15 protein-coding genes, 1 tRNA gene and 2 pseudogenes are annotated in these 14,372 nt (G+C 59.4%); 11 read left to right on the forward strand and 7 right to left on the reverse strand.

Annotated features, from left to right (window positions below; translation table 11 throughout):
- Positions 1-34: 34 nt before the first annotated feature.
- The 8 genes from ctaD (at position 35) to RS897_RS12710 (ending at position 6,006) form a co-directional block, all read left to right on the forward strand.
- The gene (ctaD, locus tag RS897_RS12675) at positions 35-1,810 is read left to right on the forward strand and encodes a cytochrome c oxidase subunit I (protein WP_315836890.1); all 1,776 of its coding nucleotides are present in this window, start codon (positions 35-37) and stop codon (positions 1,808-1,810) included.
- A complete protein-coding gene (locus RS897_RS12680) occupies positions 1,807-2,511 on the forward strand; it encodes a cytochrome c oxidase subunit 3 (RefSeq protein WP_315836891.1) in 705 nt (234 codons plus the stop codon). The genes ctaD and RS897_RS12680 overlap by 4 nt, the downstream gene beginning before the upstream one ends.
- A gap of 59 nt (positions 2,512-2,570) precedes the next feature.
- Positions 2,571-3,293 (forward strand): heme-copper oxidase subunit III family protein, encoded by a 723-nt coding sequence (locus tag RS897_RS12685; RefSeq protein WP_315836892.1) that lies wholly within the window; start codon positions 2,571-2,573, stop codon positions 3,291-3,293.
- Between the two features lie 7 nt (positions 3,294-3,300).
- A complete protein-coding gene (locus RS897_RS12690; RefSeq protein ID WP_315836893.1) occupies positions 3,301-3,681 on the forward strand; it encodes a cytochrome C oxidase subunit IV family protein in 381 nt (126 codons plus the stop codon).
- Between the two features lie 128 nt (positions 3,682-3,809).
- Complete coding sequence (locus tag RS897_RS12695) at positions 3,810-4,103, forward strand: GYD domain-containing protein (RefSeq protein ID WP_315836894.1); 294 nt, start codon at positions 3,810-3,812, stop codon at positions 4,101-4,103.
- A 201-nt stretch (positions 4,104-4,304) separates the two neighbouring features.
- Positions 4,305-4,736: a c-type cytochrome gene (locus tag RS897_RS12700; RefSeq protein ID WP_315838619.1), complete on the forward strand. Its 432-nt coding sequence runs from the start codon at positions 4,305-4,307 to the stop codon at positions 4,734-4,736.
- 48 nt (positions 4,737-4,784) lie between these two features.
- Positions 4,785-4,976: a hypothetical protein gene (locus RS897_RS12705; protein ID WP_315836895.1), complete on the forward strand. Its 192-nt coding sequence runs from the start codon at positions 4,785-4,787 to the stop codon at positions 4,974-4,976.
- Positions 4,977-5,142: 166 nt separating this feature from the next.
- A complete protein-coding gene (locus RS897_RS12710) occupies positions 5,143-6,006 on the forward strand; it encodes an FkbM family methyltransferase (RefSeq protein ID WP_315836896.1) in 864 nt (287 codons plus the stop codon).
- A gap of 187 nt (positions 6,007-6,193) precedes the next feature.
- Here the strand turns inward: RS897_RS12710 and RS897_RS12715 are convergent, their stop codons facing one another.
- From RS897_RS12715 to RS897_RS12725, 3 genes are all read right to left on the reverse strand, one after another.
- The gene (locus RS897_RS12715; RefSeq protein WP_315838620.1) at positions 6,194-6,772 is read right to left on the reverse strand and encodes a hypothetical protein; all 579 of its coding nucleotides are present in this window, start codon (positions 6,770-6,772) and stop codon (positions 6,194-6,196) included.
- Between the two features lie 227 nt (positions 6,773-6,999).
- The gene (locus RS897_RS12720; protein WP_315836897.1) at positions 7,000-7,311 is read right to left on the reverse strand and encodes a hypothetical protein; all 312 of its coding nucleotides are present in this window, start codon (positions 7,309-7,311) and stop codon (positions 7,000-7,002) included.
- A 527-nt stretch (positions 7,312-7,838) separates the two neighbouring features.
- Positions 7,839-8,906, reverse strand: coding sequence for an MBL fold metallo-hydrolase (locus tag RS897_RS12725; protein WP_315836898.1), 1,068 nt, complete (start codon positions 8,904-8,906; stop codon positions 7,839-7,841).
- Positions 8,907-9,133: 227 nt separating this feature from the next.
- Here RS897_RS12725 and RS897_RS12730 point away from each other — a divergent pair, with 227 nt between their 5' ends.
- The gene (locus RS897_RS12730; RefSeq protein ID WP_315836899.1) at positions 9,134-9,751 is read left to right on the forward strand and encodes a hypothetical protein; all 618 of its coding nucleotides are present in this window, start codon (positions 9,134-9,136) and stop codon (positions 9,749-9,751) included.
- Positions 9,752-9,835: 84 nt separating this feature from the next.
- Here the strand turns inward: RS897_RS12730 and RS897_RS12735 are convergent, their stop codons facing one another.
- The gene (locus tag RS897_RS12735; RefSeq protein WP_315836900.1) at positions 9,836-10,108 is read right to left on the reverse strand and encodes a hypothetical protein; all 273 of its coding nucleotides are present in this window, start codon (positions 10,106-10,108) and stop codon (positions 9,836-9,838) included.
- Between the two features lie 129 nt (positions 10,109-10,237).
- Here RS897_RS12735 and RS897_RS12740 point away from each other — a divergent pair, with 129 nt between their 5' ends.
- Positions 10,238-11,128, forward strand: coding sequence for a hypothetical protein (locus RS897_RS12740; RefSeq protein ID WP_315836901.1), 891 nt, complete (start codon positions 10,238-10,240; stop codon positions 11,126-11,128).
- Positions 11,129-11,395: 267 nt separating this feature from the next.
- Here the strand turns inward: RS897_RS12740 and RS897_RS12745 are convergent, their stop codons facing one another.
- On the reverse strand, positions 11,396-12,346 hold the full coding sequence (locus RS897_RS12745; protein ID WP_315836902.1) for a hypothetical protein: 951 nt from the start codon (positions 12,344-12,346) through the stop codon (positions 11,396-11,398).
- Between the two features lie 419 nt (positions 12,347-12,765).
- Between RS897_RS12745 and RS897_RS12750 the strand changes: the two genes are divergently transcribed.
- Positions 12,766-12,842 (forward strand) — tRNA-Arg (locus tag RS897_RS12750).
- A gap of 246 nt (positions 12,843-13,088) precedes the next feature.
- On the opposite strand, the pseudogene RS897_RS12755 reads toward RS897_RS12750, so the two are convergent.
- Positions 13,089-13,283 (reverse strand): annotated as a pseudogene (locus RS897_RS12755) (IS21-like element helper ATPase IstB); the annotation flags it as partial.
- Positions 13,284-14,321 (reverse strand): annotated as a pseudogene (gene istA, locus RS897_RS12760) (IS21 family transposase); the annotation flags it as partial.
- Between the last annotated feature and the right edge of the window lie 51 nt (positions 14,322-14,372).

Consider the following 14,372-nt stretch of genomic DNA (forward strand, 5'->3'; position numbering starts at 1 on the left):
CGTGCCTGAGCCGAAAAGGCCGAGGAGCAATGCGATGGTGGATGTCCCCTCTGATTTCGTAGGCGTTATCCCGCCGGCCGAAGTGCCGGAGGCCGATCTCTATCATCCGCACAGCTGGTGGACAAAGTACGTCTTCTCCCAGGACGCCAAGGTCATCGCCATCCAGTATTCGTGCACGGCACTGGCCATTGGCCTCGTGGCGCTGGTGCTGTCGTGGCTGATGCGGCTGCAGCTCGGCTTCCCCGGCACCTTCTCCTTCATCGACGCCAGCCAGTACCTGCAGTTCATCACCATGCACGGCATGATCATGGTGGTTTACCTGCTCACCGCGCTGTTTCTCGGCGGCTTCGGCAATTACCTGATCCCGCTGATGGTCGGCGCGCGGGACATGGTGTTCCCCTACGTCAACATGCTCAGCTACTGGATCTACCTGCTCGCGGTGGTGGTGCTGGCATCGACCTTCTTCGTGCCCGGCGGGCCCACCGGCGCCGGCTGGACGCTGTATCCGCCGCAGGCCATTCTGTCCGGCACCCCGGGGCAGGAGGCCGGCATCATCCTGATGCTGGTATCGCTGATCTTGTTCATCATCGGCTTCACCATGGGCGGCCTGAACTACGTGGTGACGGTGCTGCAGGGCCGCACCCGCGGCATGACCTTGATGCGGATGCCGCTGACGGTGTGGGGCATCTTCACCGCCACCGTGATGGCGCTGCTGGCCTTCCCCGCATTGTTCGTAGCGTCGATCATGATGCTGCTCGACCGCGTGCTCGGCACCAGTTTCTTCATGCCGGCGCTGGTGGAGATGGGCCAGCAGACCAAGTACGGCGGCGGCAGTCCGCTGCTGTTCCAGCATTTGTTCTGGTTTTTCGGCCATCCCGAGGTGTATATCGTGGCGCTGCCCGCCTTCGGCATCGTCTCCGACCTGATCAGCACCCACGCCCGCAAGAACATCTTCGGTTACCGGATGATGGTCTGGGCCATCGTGGGGATCGGCGCGCTCTCCTTCGTGGTGTGGGCGCACCACATGTATGTCAGCGGCATGCATCCCGGCTTCGGCTTCTTCTTCGCCACCACCACCCTCATCATCGCGATCCCGACCGCGATCAAGGTCTACAACTGGGTGCTGACGCTGTGGCGCGGCGACATCCACCTCACCATTCCGATGCTGTTCGCGCTGGCGTTCATCGTCACCTTCCTGAACGGCGGCCTCACCGGGCTGTTCCTTGGAAACGTGGTGGTGGACGTGCCGTTGTCCGACACCATGTTCGTGGTCGCTCACTTCCACATGGTGATGGGCGTCGCCCCGATCATGGTGGTGCTGGGTGCGATCTATCACTGGTATCCGAAAATGACCGGGCGGATGCTCAACGAGGGTCTCGGGCAATTCCACTTCTGGGTCACCTTCCTCGGCGCCTATTTGATCTTCTTCCCGATGCATTATCTCGGCCTGCTCGGGATGCCGCGCCGCTATCACGACATCGGCGAGACCGCGTTCGTGCCGGCGTCGGCCCATGACCTGAACGCCTTCATCAGCGTGATGGCGCTGATCGTCGGCTTCGCCCAGATGGTGTTTCTGTTCAATCTGATCTGGAGCCTGCGGCACGGCAAGGAGGCCGGCGGCAATCCGTGGAAGGCGACCACGCTGGAGTGGCAGACCGCGGAGACGCCGCCCACCCACGGCAATTTCGGCAAGGAACTGCCGGTGGTCTATCGCTGGGCCTACGACTACAGCGTGCCCGGCTCCAACCACGACTATGTGCCGCAGAACCAGCCATCGATCCGCTGGAGCGAGCAGGGAAACCCATCGTGACCATTGTCGTCGTCTTCATGGTTGGGCTGGCGGCGGTGGCGGGATGGTGGCTGTCGCACCAGCGCCTGATGTCCAAGCCTTGGCTCGAGGAAGGTGTGATCGGCGACTTTCCCGACGGCCGCGAAGCGCTGCCGCCGACGGCCAAGGTCGGGTTGGGGGTTTTCCTCGCCGTTGCCGGCGCGCTGTTCGCGCTGGTGCTCAGCGCCTATTCGATGCGCATGGCGCTGCTCGACTGGCGGCCGATGCCCGTTCCGCCGCTGCTCTGGTTCAACACCGGTGTGCTGGTGCTGAGCAGCGCCATGCTGCAGTGGGCCGTCTTCGCCGCCCGCCGGGACGACCGCGACAGCATGCTGACCGGCCTGCTCGCCGCCGGCGTCTCCGCCATCATTTTTCTGATAGGCCAGTTGCTGGCGTGGCAGCAACTGATCTCCGCGGGATTTGTGCTGCAATCCAATCCCGCCAACGCCTTCTTCTATCTGATCACCGCGGTGCACGGCCTGCATCTGCTCGGCGGCCTGGTGGCGCTGTGGCGGACCACTTCAAGAGCGTGGCGCAGCTCTACTGCGGCGCCGCTCAAGCTCGGCACCGAGCTGTGCGCCACGTACTGGCATTTCCTGTTGCTGATCTGGCTGATCCTGCTCGCTGTGTTGACCGGGGGCGTGGCCGCCTTCGTCGACATCTGTCGTCAACTGATCACCTGAGGGATACGCGAGGCATTCGATTGAGCGGCGCACTTTAGAGGTTCGCTTTAGAGGTTCACATGGCAGAGACCACGCTCGGACATCATCAGGCTCAAGGCACCGCACCGACCGGCTGGCGCAGCTTCGCCACCGACTGGGGCTCCGACCAGCGGGCGTTCAAGAACGTCTCCTGGGGGAAGGCCATGATGTGGATATTCCTGCTCAGCGACACCTTCATCTTCGGCTGCTTCCTGCTGTCGTACATGACGGCGCGCTCGTCCACCACGGTGCCCTGGCCCAACCCCAGCGAGGTGTTCGCGCTGCACATCGGCGGTCAGAACGTCCCGCTGATCCTGATTGCGATCATGACCTTCGTGCTGATCAGCAGCAGCGGCACCATGGCGATGGCGGTGAATTACGGCTATCGCCGCGACCGCAAGAAGACCGCCATCCTGATGCTGCTGACGGCGGCCTTCGGCGCCACTTTCGTCGGCATGCAGGCGTTCGAATGGACCAAGCTGATCATGGAAGGCGTGCGGCCCTGGGGCAATCCGTGGGGCGCGGAGCAGTTCGGCGCCTGCTTCTTCATGATCACGGGTTTCCACGGCACCCATGTGACCATCGGCGTGATTTTCCTGCTGATCATCGCGCGAAAGGTCTGGCGCGGCGATTTCGAAACCGAGAAGCGCGGCTTTTTCACCAGCCGCAAGGGACATTACGAGATCGTCGAAATCACCGGTCTCTATTGGCACTTCGTCGATTTGGTGTGGGTTTTCATCTTTGCCTTCTTCTATCTGTGGTGAGGACAACATGGCTGAAGTGACACTGCATGGCGCATCGCCCGGTACCCACGCCGCCGCCCCCGCCGCGTCGCATGCGGAAGGGCAGCAGCATCCGATCAAGCTCTATCTCGTGGTCTGGGGATGGCTGTTCATTCTCAGCGCCTGTTCCTACGCCGTCGATTACTTCCACGTTCACGGCTATCTGCGCTGGGCGCTGATCCTGCTGTTCATGGTGCTGAAGGCCGGCCTGATCGTCGCCGTGTTCATGCACATGGCGTGGGAGCGGCTCGCCATGATGTACGCCATCCTGCTGCCGCCGGTGTTCGTGCTGGTGTTCACCGCCCTGATGGTCTTCGAATCGGAATACACGCTGTTCAGCCGGCTCACATTTTTTGGAACCGGACACTAGAGCAGAGCGTTTTCCAGCGAAGTGAGAGGATTTGAGAGAGGTAGCTTGGCGGAGGTTCCGGGCCGGTCTGGGGTCGACTGAACAAGGGGTCGATTGAACAATGGGGGCTCATGCGAGGGAGATCCGCCATGACCACCTACATCATGCTTGCGAACTGGACCGAGCAGGGAATGAAAGGCGTGAAGGATTCGCCGAAGCGGCTGGATACCGCGAAGAAGGCGCTCAAGGAGATGGACGGCGAATTCAAAGCCTTTTTCCTGACCATGGGGGATTATGACATCGTTGCGATCTACGAGGCCCCGGACGATGCCGTGGCCGCGCGCTTCAATCTGCAACTCGGCATGCTCGGGAATATTCGAACACGCACGTTGAAAGCGTTCCCGGAAGCCGCCTACCGGGAGATCATCAATTCTCTCGGTTAGAGCGTTTTCGAGCGAAGTGGATACCGGTTCCCCGCGACAAACGCGAAGCGTTTGCGCGGAAAAAGCGCGTCACAGCAAGAATCCAGGGCCTTTTCCGTTTCCATTCTATCGAAACGGCGAAGGGCCTGGCACCCGCAAGGTTCTGAAACCGTCTTGTGAAAACTGTCTTGTGAAAACTGTCTTGGAGGACGTTGGATGCGAATGTCTGTTGCCGTGCTTGTTGCCGGGGTCGGAGCCGGATTGCTTGCCGCCGCCGTTCCGGCGGTCGCTCAGGATGCCGCCGCCGGAGAGAAGACCTTCGCGCAGTGCAAGGCGTGTCATCAGATCGGGGAAACGGCGAAGAACGCCATCGGGCCGGAGCTCAATGGCGTTATCGGGCGCAAGGCCGGCAGCGCCGAGGGCTACAGCTATTCGGCCGCGAACAAGAATTCCGGTCTCACCTGGGACGAGGCCACGTTCCGCGAATACATCAAGGATCCCAAAGCCAAAGTTCCCGGCACCAAGATGGCTTTTGCAGGCGTGAAGGATCCCAAGCAGGTCGAGGATCTGCTGGCCTTCCTCAAGCAGTATGATGCTGCCGGGAAGAAGAAAGCCGCGATGGTGCCGAGCGACAGCAAATGGGCTAAGATGTAGCGGCGGTGCGGTGCTTCGGCCCTCGCTGCCAGGCATAGGAGGTGACCGGTGCATTTCACGATCGGGTACAAGCTCCACGGCAAGGCGGATCGCATCATGGTGGATGCCGAGGATGCGCTTGTCGCCGCGCTGAAAGCCAAGGCGCAGCGGCCGGAGGCGATCATCATGTATGTCCGCCCGCAGAACCGGCGCGGTGATGCGCGCCATCCGTCTCACCTGCTGTCAGACGCGACGCACTGACCTCGGGCGAAGAGAGGTCATTTTGCCGCACGGCGACGGCCCGCCGGGGCCTTCGCTGGCGGCGCCGCGGCGGCTAGGTTGCGCACAGCCTGCAAAAGTGCTGGAAGCTCAGATGTCTTTGACTTGATCGTTCAGGCACGATCCGACCATGAGCTTCTGATCGACGATGCAACGCTCCCCCGGCGAACTGACCGATTTTCTGCAACCCGAGCGGCTCACCGCTGTGGTCGATGTCGGCGCCAATCCCATCGATGGCGATCCGCCCTACAAGGCGCTGCTGCAGCGGCGGCTGTGCCGTCTGACCGGCTTCGATCCGTTTCCGGATGTGCTCAATCCCCTGAATGCCAGCAAGAGCGATCTCGAAACCTATCTGCCTTTCGCCGTGGGCGATGGTGGTCGTCAAACGCTCCGGCTCTGCCGCGGCATGGGGTTCGCCAGCCTGCTGCAGCCGGATCCCGTGGCCCTGATGCATTTCCCGCAGTTCTCGGAACTGGGCCAGGTGGTGCGCGAGATCGCGCTGGACACCCGCCGGCTGGACGACATCGCCGAGATCCAGGCAATGGATTTCCTGAAGATCGACATCCAGGGCTCGGAGCTGTCAGTGTTCGAGCACGGCCGTGGCCGGCTCGCACAAGCGGTGGCTGTTCAGACCGAAGTCTCCTTCATTCCGCTGTATCGCAATCAGCCGGTGTTCGGCGAGATCGATCTCGCGCTGCGTGGCCTCGGTTTCGTTCCCCATACCTTCGCCGCCATCAACAGGAAGATGATCCTGCCGATGACGCCGCCGCATCCGGCGGCCGCCTTCAATCAGCTGGTCGAGGCCGATGCGGTGTATGTCCGCGATTTCACCAAGCCCGATGCGATGAGTAGCGAACAGCTCAAGCATCTCGCCATCGTCGCGCATTATTGCTACGGCTCGTTCGACCTCGCGGTGAATTGCATCCACCATCTCGTCCGCCGCGGTGCCGTGGCTGCGGATACCGGCGGCCGTTATCTGACATTCGTCCAGAACACGCGACCGGCAACTTAGACAAAAACGCTCCACCCACTATCGTCATCACCGGGCTTGTCCCGGTGATCTCGCTTAGGGGCGCAGTGCGTCCCTGATCGGGGTTGTTTCCGCGACTTCGGCGAAGCCGAAGTCGCTGAGGACAAGCCCGGCAACGACAAAGGAGGGGTACCGTGTCGCGATCAGACCCGTCGAACGAGAGCTTTCGTTAACTTCTGGTGCCGCCCACCGGCTTTGCCACGCTGAAGAAATTCTTCACTCCGGTCGATAATTTCGACCAGGTGCACGACAGTGTTTCCTCTCCGCAGGTCGCGGCCTTCGGCTTTGCTGTCTTCCGTTTCGCCAGGGGACGCTGCGCATCGGTGGATGCCAGCCTGATCGGATCGGTGCGCTTCGGCGGCGCCTGCATGTTGAAATCCGCCAGCGCCTGCTCGCGCTGTTTTGCCAGCAGCGCCGCCGCGATGGCGGCGCGCCGCTGGCGGTCCAGGTAACCGATATATTCCTCGTCGAATTTTCTGAGCTCGTCGGGCGTCGGATTGGGACCCGCGATATCGAAGCTGCGGTTCTGCATGAAGTCGAAATAGCTATAGCCGCCGCCGGGCTTGCGCCGTCCGACGAACTTGCTGTCGCATGCGGAGATCAGCGACCTGCGCTCGTCGGCGTTGTTGATCGTTTCGGCGCGTTTGGCGCACTCTTCATAATCCCGGGGCGCGAACGACCACCACTGCGCGTTCGCGGCCGTCGATGTCAGCCCGATGACAGAGAGGATCAGCACGCGTGGAAACATCACAGTCAATTCGATTACTCAATGCGGGATCGGTTGAAGGCAGCGAGTGGATTTTGTCCATTTCTCCATGCGCGTCATCCCTCGAATACAGCTTTCCCCATCGTTTTGGAAAGCTGGAAATTGCCTGCCTGGAATTGTTCAAATGCCATCGATCGAATTCAGCGGTGCATGACGGCGACCACGAATGAATCTGTGCAAGGACCGTGCCTCGGCTCGACAATGTCTGCCTAGGTGCTGGCGGAAAGCCGAGTCGCAGCCCTGCTGTCGGTCTTGGCGAGCCCCGTCCGCGTGAAGATCAGCGGCGCCACAAACAGGCTGACAACGCCGACCGCGACATAGCGCAGATACTGCAGCAGATAACCCGTCATCGAATAAGTATCCGCGATCGCGCTGAACGTCATTCCCAGGATCTTCAGCGTTGCCAGTGCCAGGGCGACCGAGAGCAGATAACGCATGATCGTGGCCGGCACCGAGCCGCTCCGGGGGTCGAAATTCACCAGGCCGATTTCGAGCGGGCGCGCGATGACGATTCCCGTCAACGTGCCTGCGGCCCCCATGAAGGCGACGGGAAAAAGGCCGCGGGGACTCCGAGTTGTCGCTGGGTTTTGCCTTATCGGCGCTATGAATTGAAGCGTCTCGCCATTCTCAGTGTCATCGTCCGGTTCAACCCTACAAGATTCACACATCTCAAAAACAGACTCTGCATCAAACACTTAGCTGACCCCATGCTTCGGCAAAATCTAGTAACAGGCTTCGAGTGCAAAGCTTGAAAAGGCTCAACTTTTGGGGCCCTGTGAAAACGCTCCGATGAGATGTGTGCATATCGTAGGGTTCAACCGGACGATCCAGTACTCCCGGTGTGCATGGTGTGATCGATGAACTGACGAATGTGGGCTGAAACCCGCCGCTTTTGACGTCATCGCCCTACCCATCAGCCTTATGGCCTACTGGATCGCCCGGTTGAACCGGGCGATGACACAGAAAATGTTGAGCCGCTTCGGCAAACAAAAAGGGGAATCTTAGCGCCTACCGGGCTCGCCCGGTGAAGCCGGGGCCGGCTCGGATGCTATGGAAATATCTGCCCCTTGCTGTCAAGGTTCGGCAGGCGATCGAGGGATGGCGGCGCCAGCGTCGTCACCTCGTCCGCGATTTCGAAGCTCATGCGGTCGAGGCCCATCAGCAGGGGGCCGGCATATCCCGCGGCTCGCGTGCGGGTGATGATCTCGTCCTCGCCTGCTTTGCCCTGCAATTCCTTGGTGACGATGTGGGAATAGACGGCGAGTTTCGGTTTCGCCCGTTTGAAGACCTCGGCGGCCTGCTCCGGCGTCGTCAATTTGGCCAGCACGCCCTTCATTTCCGGCATCGCGCTGAGACGTTCGCTGAACGCGATGACGTTATGCACGATCAGGTCGGCGCCAGCGCCTTGCTTGATCACGTTCTCGCTCAGCGTGGTGTCGCCGGACAGCACGACCGCATGTCCATTGCTCTCTATCTTGTATCCGAACGCGGGGTTGCCGTCGGCGTGTTCGACGGTGAAGGCGGTGACCTTGACGCCGTTGTTGTCGAACACCACGCCGTCGCCCACCACGTGGGTCTGGATCGCCAGGGTAACGATGGGGTTGAATTGATTGACCCGCGCCGCGAGGTCGTGGCCAAACATTGCGCGCATGCCGTCCACCATCTGCGCCGTGCCGTCCGGGCCCCACAGCTCCAGGCCATGGTCGCGCCCCAGCAGAAACCACGGAGTCATCCAGAGATCGGGCAATCCTTCGATATGGTCGCTGTGGAGATGGGTCAGGAAGATTCTTGAAATATCCTTGGGGTTGACCAGGCTTTGATAGAGCCGCTGGTTGGTGCCGCGGCCGACGTCGAACAGCAGCTTCTCGCCGTTCGCCTCGATCAGCGTCGATATCCCCAGCCGGTCCGGGAAATACTCGGGTCCGGCTGTGCCCAGCAGGATGACCTTCATTTTCGGTTCGGCCGCATGCGCCGTGGCGACGATTGTCAGGATCGGAAGAGCGATTGCGATACGGAGGAGGATGCCGCGGAAGAACATGGTGTGATACCTGCTGAGCGCCTGTCGGATGGTGCCATGGATCGGGGTCGGCAAGATCCCTAGCAAGATGCGAGCCATGCGCGGGCGCAACGGTCCCGTGGCTCGGCCGGACAAAACGGCGTTTCTGGACCTTCGGTGCTCTGAATCTCGTGGGTTTGCGCCCTGTGAGACCTTTCAACCCGCGAGGCGTCTTGACGGCCGGGCGCGGCGCTGGACACTCCCATCCATTCATGAATGAGCCGATGCGTTGCGCGGACAATCTCCATTTCAGAACGTGATGCATTTCAAACCCGCGGGAGCACGCCGTGCAGTATGAATTGACCATGCGGATCGATCCTCAGGCGCTGCGCCGGATCCATGAAATGGATATGGGGCTCACGCTGGTGAAGAGCGTCGTGTCCAGTCTCCCGGCGCACCTGCCGGTCGCGTGGGTGCAATTCCAGCCGCTGGAGGTCAACCAGGTCACTTGGACCGAGGCCTGCTCCATCTATGCAACCGAGACGCCGCTGCAGCCCGGTGAGACGATCGTGCAGATCTCGGAAGCTCCGGCACAGCCCGGATGGGTGTACATCTTCAACGAGGGTGGGCTCGAGGGAGAGCCGGCCAACCTCGGTGAGGTCTGCAAGGTGGTGAACGGGCGGCAAGGTCCGTTTGCCTTCGGTCTGGCGCAGCAGGCGACAATCGGTGGTAATCCCATGCTCGCACCGCTCAATGCCGTGACGGTGCCCTTCAACGAGACGGTGAATTTCACACCCAAGGAAACTGTGTCGATCTGTCTGGCTCCGCTCACAAGCAACGGGGTTGTGCTGTCCCGGGTCCCCGGCAATGCGCTGACCCTCAGTCTCACCGCGCAGGCTCCGACTGCTGTCATCGGCTTCAACGACGAGAGCAATACGTTCTATTTGATTTCCCGGGGCGAATAGGCGCATTCGGGGGCAGCCGCATCAGGCGGTAAGAGCGCTTGGCGATGGCGGGAAGATTCGTTCGGGCGCGTGTTGCGCGAGTCGCTAAAATCCTTCGCTTGGTAGCGCGGGCATGGTCAAGATAAGGCGTTTCAGTTCGCCGATCTGAAACTGAGTGTCCATGAGCTGTTGGAATTGCGCGTATACCGCCTCATTTCCGAGACTGAGCTGCGGTGTCACCGCCGGAGTGGCATGAAGCCAGTCGATCACGGCTCCCCACGGGACTTGCGAGAGAGCCTCTATCAGGTATCCGAGCCCGTACGCCGAAAATCCAATTGCGTTAAGGAGTTGGATGATCTGCTGAACGACCAAGGCCATGCCGAATCCCCTGATCAGGACGCTGAAGAGTAACCCGATTCGCCTGGGTGCCATCTGTGAATTGCGGGGATATTAAATCTGGTTGCAACCCGCTGTTTCTGCGTGTGTATTTGAGACGTGGGGAAGCCAATGAAACGGACAAAAAAACGAACAAAGCAGCCGGACAAAGCCCTGCAGCAGGAGGTGGGGCATTTGCTCTACGGCCGCGGATACGACATTACCATGGGGCCGTTGATGTCGCCCTCACATCGAGCGGATCTTGTGGCTCGCCGGAAAGAGGCAGGACGCCTACATACCATCGCAATCGACTTTGAGGTGCGGCTCAACTTTGAGAACATTCGTGCCGCCCTCGAACGAGCAACGGACGCACTCAAAAATACCAAGCTCAGCCTAGACGAATACTGGATAGTTGTTTCCGGCCAGTTCTCAAATATCGTTGCCGCGAGAGGTTTCGATAAGCGCATCCAAATCTTTGAAATCGAAGACCTGAGAGAAAAGCTAAGCCGTCAAGTGAAGCCTTCCAAAGCCCGATCCAGCCGTGCCCGCACCACCGTAGGCAAGGCCGTCGAGGCAAGCGAGAAGGAAATCAAGCTCGCGATCTCTGGCCTCATCCTGCAAATTGACGAAAAGCTGGATAAGCTAGGTGACGATCGCCCGAACTCGGAAGATGCAAGAGCTAAAATTGCGGCGGATACTTCTGACCTCGAACGGATGAAAGCCGAACTGGAGAGAATCCGTGAGTTGGTGATGGCCTTCAATAAAGGCAAAGCCCCGGAGAAAGATGTCGTCCAATCGGTAAAGACCTTCAAGGACGACATTCAGCATTGGTGGGATAAAGAGCACGATGGCTTGCTGACGAGCGCTGCTAAGTCAACTCTCTTCGTCTCCTCTGTTGGAGTGCTGGCATTGATGAAGGCAGATACCCCCACTGCAATTGCGATCGCGGGTGCACTGATCGGCGGCAAAGTCATTAAGACGATTAAGAAGGTCGGCAAGAAGATGCTGGGCGGCGTATCATAAGCACGGGCAGTTCTTCCCTCGATCGAGAGGTGTATTCGCGGTTAGCAATCCCGCGCGCATCCTGATAGAGCGCGGGATAAATCACGTGTCGCGATTGCCGACTGCAAATATGGCCAACAAACTAATCCTCGGCCCTAATGGAGGTCTCGATTGGTAAGGCATCATGGTGGTAAGTGAGGCACTCGACAAAGTTGAAGCCGTACGATGACAATTCGGCCCTGAGCGTTGCGCACGAAACTGCAGTGGCCATGTCAGGGCAGCCAAGTATCATCTAAACCGAGCAACATTAATCCACTGCACATTGAGTCGCTTTGCGAGTTGTTTTATTTTATTGGTGGGATGAAATTCAACGACAAGAATGGATTGGATCACGCGCGCTTGGTTCCTCTGAGAGCACATTGCTCGCATCAAGGCGCGATATTTGATGCACTGAAACATGCCCCGCCACATCTCCGCTTCGTTGTTGCTTGCTTTAACCTCAACGCCCAGCCACGACCTATCATTCTCGAATAATACGTCGATCTCGTCACCAGATTCGGTTCTAAACTCGGTACGTCCGATACGGAAGTGTCCGTATTTCCGAAAGACCTTTGGGTTGTGCATTACCCAATATTTCAGCGACTTGTGGGCTTCCCCTTCTCCGCCAGTCCTTCGGGGGATGTTAATTGGCGGCTCTATTGGTCCAGAAAAATTCCCATCGGGATCTGCTCGCCGTAGCGGGATATTAAAATGATCCGCAATTTGCCTGAGCTTCGGATAGTCAAAGACTGCATCAATTGCATCCTCGGCAAGTTCGTGGCGTTGAAGGGGCGTAAGTCGGATGCCTGGCCTGAAACGTTGGAGATAATAGTTGGCGCCGCTGCCCGAAACTTTCGTTTGTTGATTTACCAGTATCGCGTTCAATGGGGGAATGGCTTCGCCCCATTCATTAGAGAGGGCAAGTAGAACGTCGCCGATTATGCCAGCTGGCCGCCCATAACATGCCGCATGGGCAGCGGGCACTCGGTGACGTTTTTGTAGTAGCTGTGCCATCTTGCCATAAGTGATGCGATCGCCTTCAATAGCTTTCTCGATTAGTAAGCCGATCATCAGCCGCGCAACACGACTCGACCACGTGTCGCCACTAAGGAAGATATCTCGAGCGGATTGCATTGGTAAAAGCCTTGCTTTTCTAAGCGTGCAGGCGAATATGGGAAGCGGGGCGCTCATCTTATGCATGAAATCAACTTGTTGAAGATGCGCAACAAAGAAGAGTCTTTGGCATTCGTAACGAAAATATTCGTGCTGCGGCCTTTCGATGCCGTTCTAGTCTCCATCTCATGATGGAGACTTTCGACGGAAATTCCGAGAGCTATAGCCGGCGAGTTGTCGTTGTTCTGCTTGGGCACTTAACCGGCCCGACAGAGGGCGATCAATAGCGGCCAGTTGTTGTGTATTTAATGCTTTTGATCTTGCATGATTTTGCGTAGAAATGTGAGCAATCGCACAGCCAGCGAAACAATCTGCCTGGCTTGGTTCACGGGTCTTGCGTTCGACGCCTCTGTCCGCGCGCCACCGTGTTCGGTAGGGGTAGCGAGCCGCGTCTCCGCCTGCTATGAACCGGCCTCCGGCTGGCGCCTGCTTGCCGGTCGCGCAATGGTCCCGTAGCTCAGCCGGATAGAGCGACGGTTTCCTAAACCGTAGGTCGGAAGTTCGAGTCTTCCCGGGATCGCCAGCGCCGAAGTGCAAGAAACCCTTTAAAAATAGGCATTTCCGGCGGTACGCCGTCTGTTCCGGTCCCAAATCGGGGTCGACATGGGCCATTTCGCCCATTACGTCCAGTACAAGCTGTTACAATGGGTTACGCCCAGTACCGTCTGCTCCGTGCAACACGGGAGACCCACGATGTTCTCCGTTCGCCCCGCTTCACTCGCCGCATTTCGATCCTTTGGCCGCAGGCCCTTTTTGAAGCTCAAGCGTGTCAATCGGCGTTCAAATTTGACCCCGTATCGGCGTCCAATTTTGACCCCTTTGAGCGGCGGGTTTTGAGGGCAGCGCTCGCCTCGTCGGAGCTGGCCGGGGTTGCGAAGACGAGGCGAGCGCGGGCGGCTTGATCGTCGTCGCGGCTTTTGAAGCGCCAACTGTCGTTGCCACTCTCGACGATGTCGCAGTGGTGAACCTCGACAGGCCGCCCGACAGCGCTGGCCGTAACAGAGTATTTATTGTTGTCGAAGCGCACCAGACAGGTCTTCGAGACCGATGCCGGCACAGCGTGGAATCCGTCGAACCGGCCGGCATAGGGAACGAGCATCGGTCGCTCGGCTTCGAACACCTGCCAGACCGTTTGCTCGATCAGTTCCGGATGCCGGTGCGCTTTGGTGTAGGCGATGCACTTGTCCAGCAGCCAGACGTTTAACTCGTCGAGGTTCTTGAACCGCAGCCGTGGCGTGAAGAAGCGTTCGCGCACAAGCCCAACCTGGTTCTCGACCTGGCCCTTCTCCCAGCCCGACGCCGGCGTGCAGGCTACCGGATCGACGAGGTAATGGCTGCACATCTGCATGAAGCGGCGATTGTAGAGACGACCCTTGCCGATGAAGATCGTCTCCACGGCTGTCTTCATGTTGTCGTAGATGCCGCGCACGCAGGTTCCCTTGAACAAGGCGAACGCCCGGTCGTGAGCGTCGAACACCATCTCCTGTGTCTCGCGCGGGTAGCACCGCACGAATAGCATCCGGCTGTGGCAGAGCCGGACATGGGCGGCCTTCACAATCACCGTCACGCCATTGAGCGGGACGACCTCATGGCTCCAGTCTAACTGATAGGCTTCTCCCGGCGCAAAGCTCAGCGGGACGTAGGCCGCAGCCGTCGATTGTCCACGCTCCTTGCTCCACCGCTTGGCATAACGCCGCACGGCGTCGTAACCGCCGTCATAGCCGCGGCCACGGAGCTCCTCGAAGATCCGGATCAACGTCAGCTGCTCGCGAGCGGACTTGGCTGCGTTCCCTGACAGCAATCCGTCGAGTTCTGCTACCCATCGTCCCAGCTTCGGCCGCGGCTGGACAACACGCTCGTACTCGAATGAGGTCGCTCCCGATCTCAGCACCTTCCGGACCGCGTTCCGCGACACCTTCAGGTCCCGGGCGATCTCCTTGATCGTCTTGCTCTTGATGAAGTGCTCGCGCCGTATCCGGGCAATGGTCTCCACGATCAGCATCCCCAACCACCTGCTTCGTTACGAAGCAGGCAGCGCAACATTCGAAGGCAT

The organism is Bradyrhizobium prioriisuperbiae, assembly GCF_032397745.1.
Taxonomy (GTDB): Bacteria; Pseudomonadota; Alphaproteobacteria; order Rhizobiales; family Xanthobacteraceae; genus Bradyrhizobium_A; species Bradyrhizobium_A prioriisuperbiae.

Bases quoted from the DNA above. Each gene is read 5' to 3' on its own strand.
- RS897_RS12690 (WP_315836893.1), top strand. From the start codon at position 3,301: ATGGCTGAAGTGACACTGCATGGCGCATCGCCCGGTACCCACGCCGCC.
- RS897_RS12685 (WP_315836892.1), top strand. From the start codon at position 2,571: ATGGCAGAGACCACGCTCGGACATCATCAGGCTCAAGGCACCGCACCG.
- RS897_RS12725 (WP_315836898.1), bottom strand. From the start codon at position 8,906: ATGGCTCGCATCTTGCTAGGGATCTTGCCGACCCCGATCCATGGCACC.
- RS897_RS12710 (WP_315836896.1), top strand. From the start codon at position 5,143: ATGCAACGCTCCCCCGGCGAACTGACCGATTTTCTGCAACCCGAGCGG.
- ctaD (WP_315836890.1), top strand. From the start codon at position 35: ATGGTGGATGTCCCCTCTGATTTCGTAGGCGTTATCCCGCCGGCCGAA.
- RS897_RS12740 (WP_315836901.1), top strand. From the start codon at position 10,238: ATGAAACGGACAAAAAAACGAACAAAGCAGCCGGACAAAGCCCTGCAG.
- RS897_RS12695 (WP_315836894.1), top strand. From the start codon at position 3,810: ATGACCACCTACATCATGCTTGCGAACTGGACCGAGCAGGGAATGAAA.
- RS897_RS12745 (WP_315836902.1), bottom strand. From the start codon at position 12,346: ATGCATAAGATGAGCGCCCCGCTTCCCATATTCGCCTGCACGCTTAGA.
- RS897_RS12735 (WP_315836900.1), bottom strand. From the start codon at position 10,108: ATGGCCTTGGTCGTTCAGCAGATCATCCAACTCCTTAACGCAATTGGA.
- RS897_RS12715 (WP_315838620.1), bottom strand. From the start codon at position 6,772: ATGTTTCCACGCGTGCTGATCCTCTCTGTCATCGGGCTGACATCGACG.
- RS897_RS12700 (WP_315838619.1), top strand. From the start codon at position 4,305: ATGTCTGTTGCCGTGCTTGTTGCCGGGGTCGGAGCCGGATTGCTTGCC.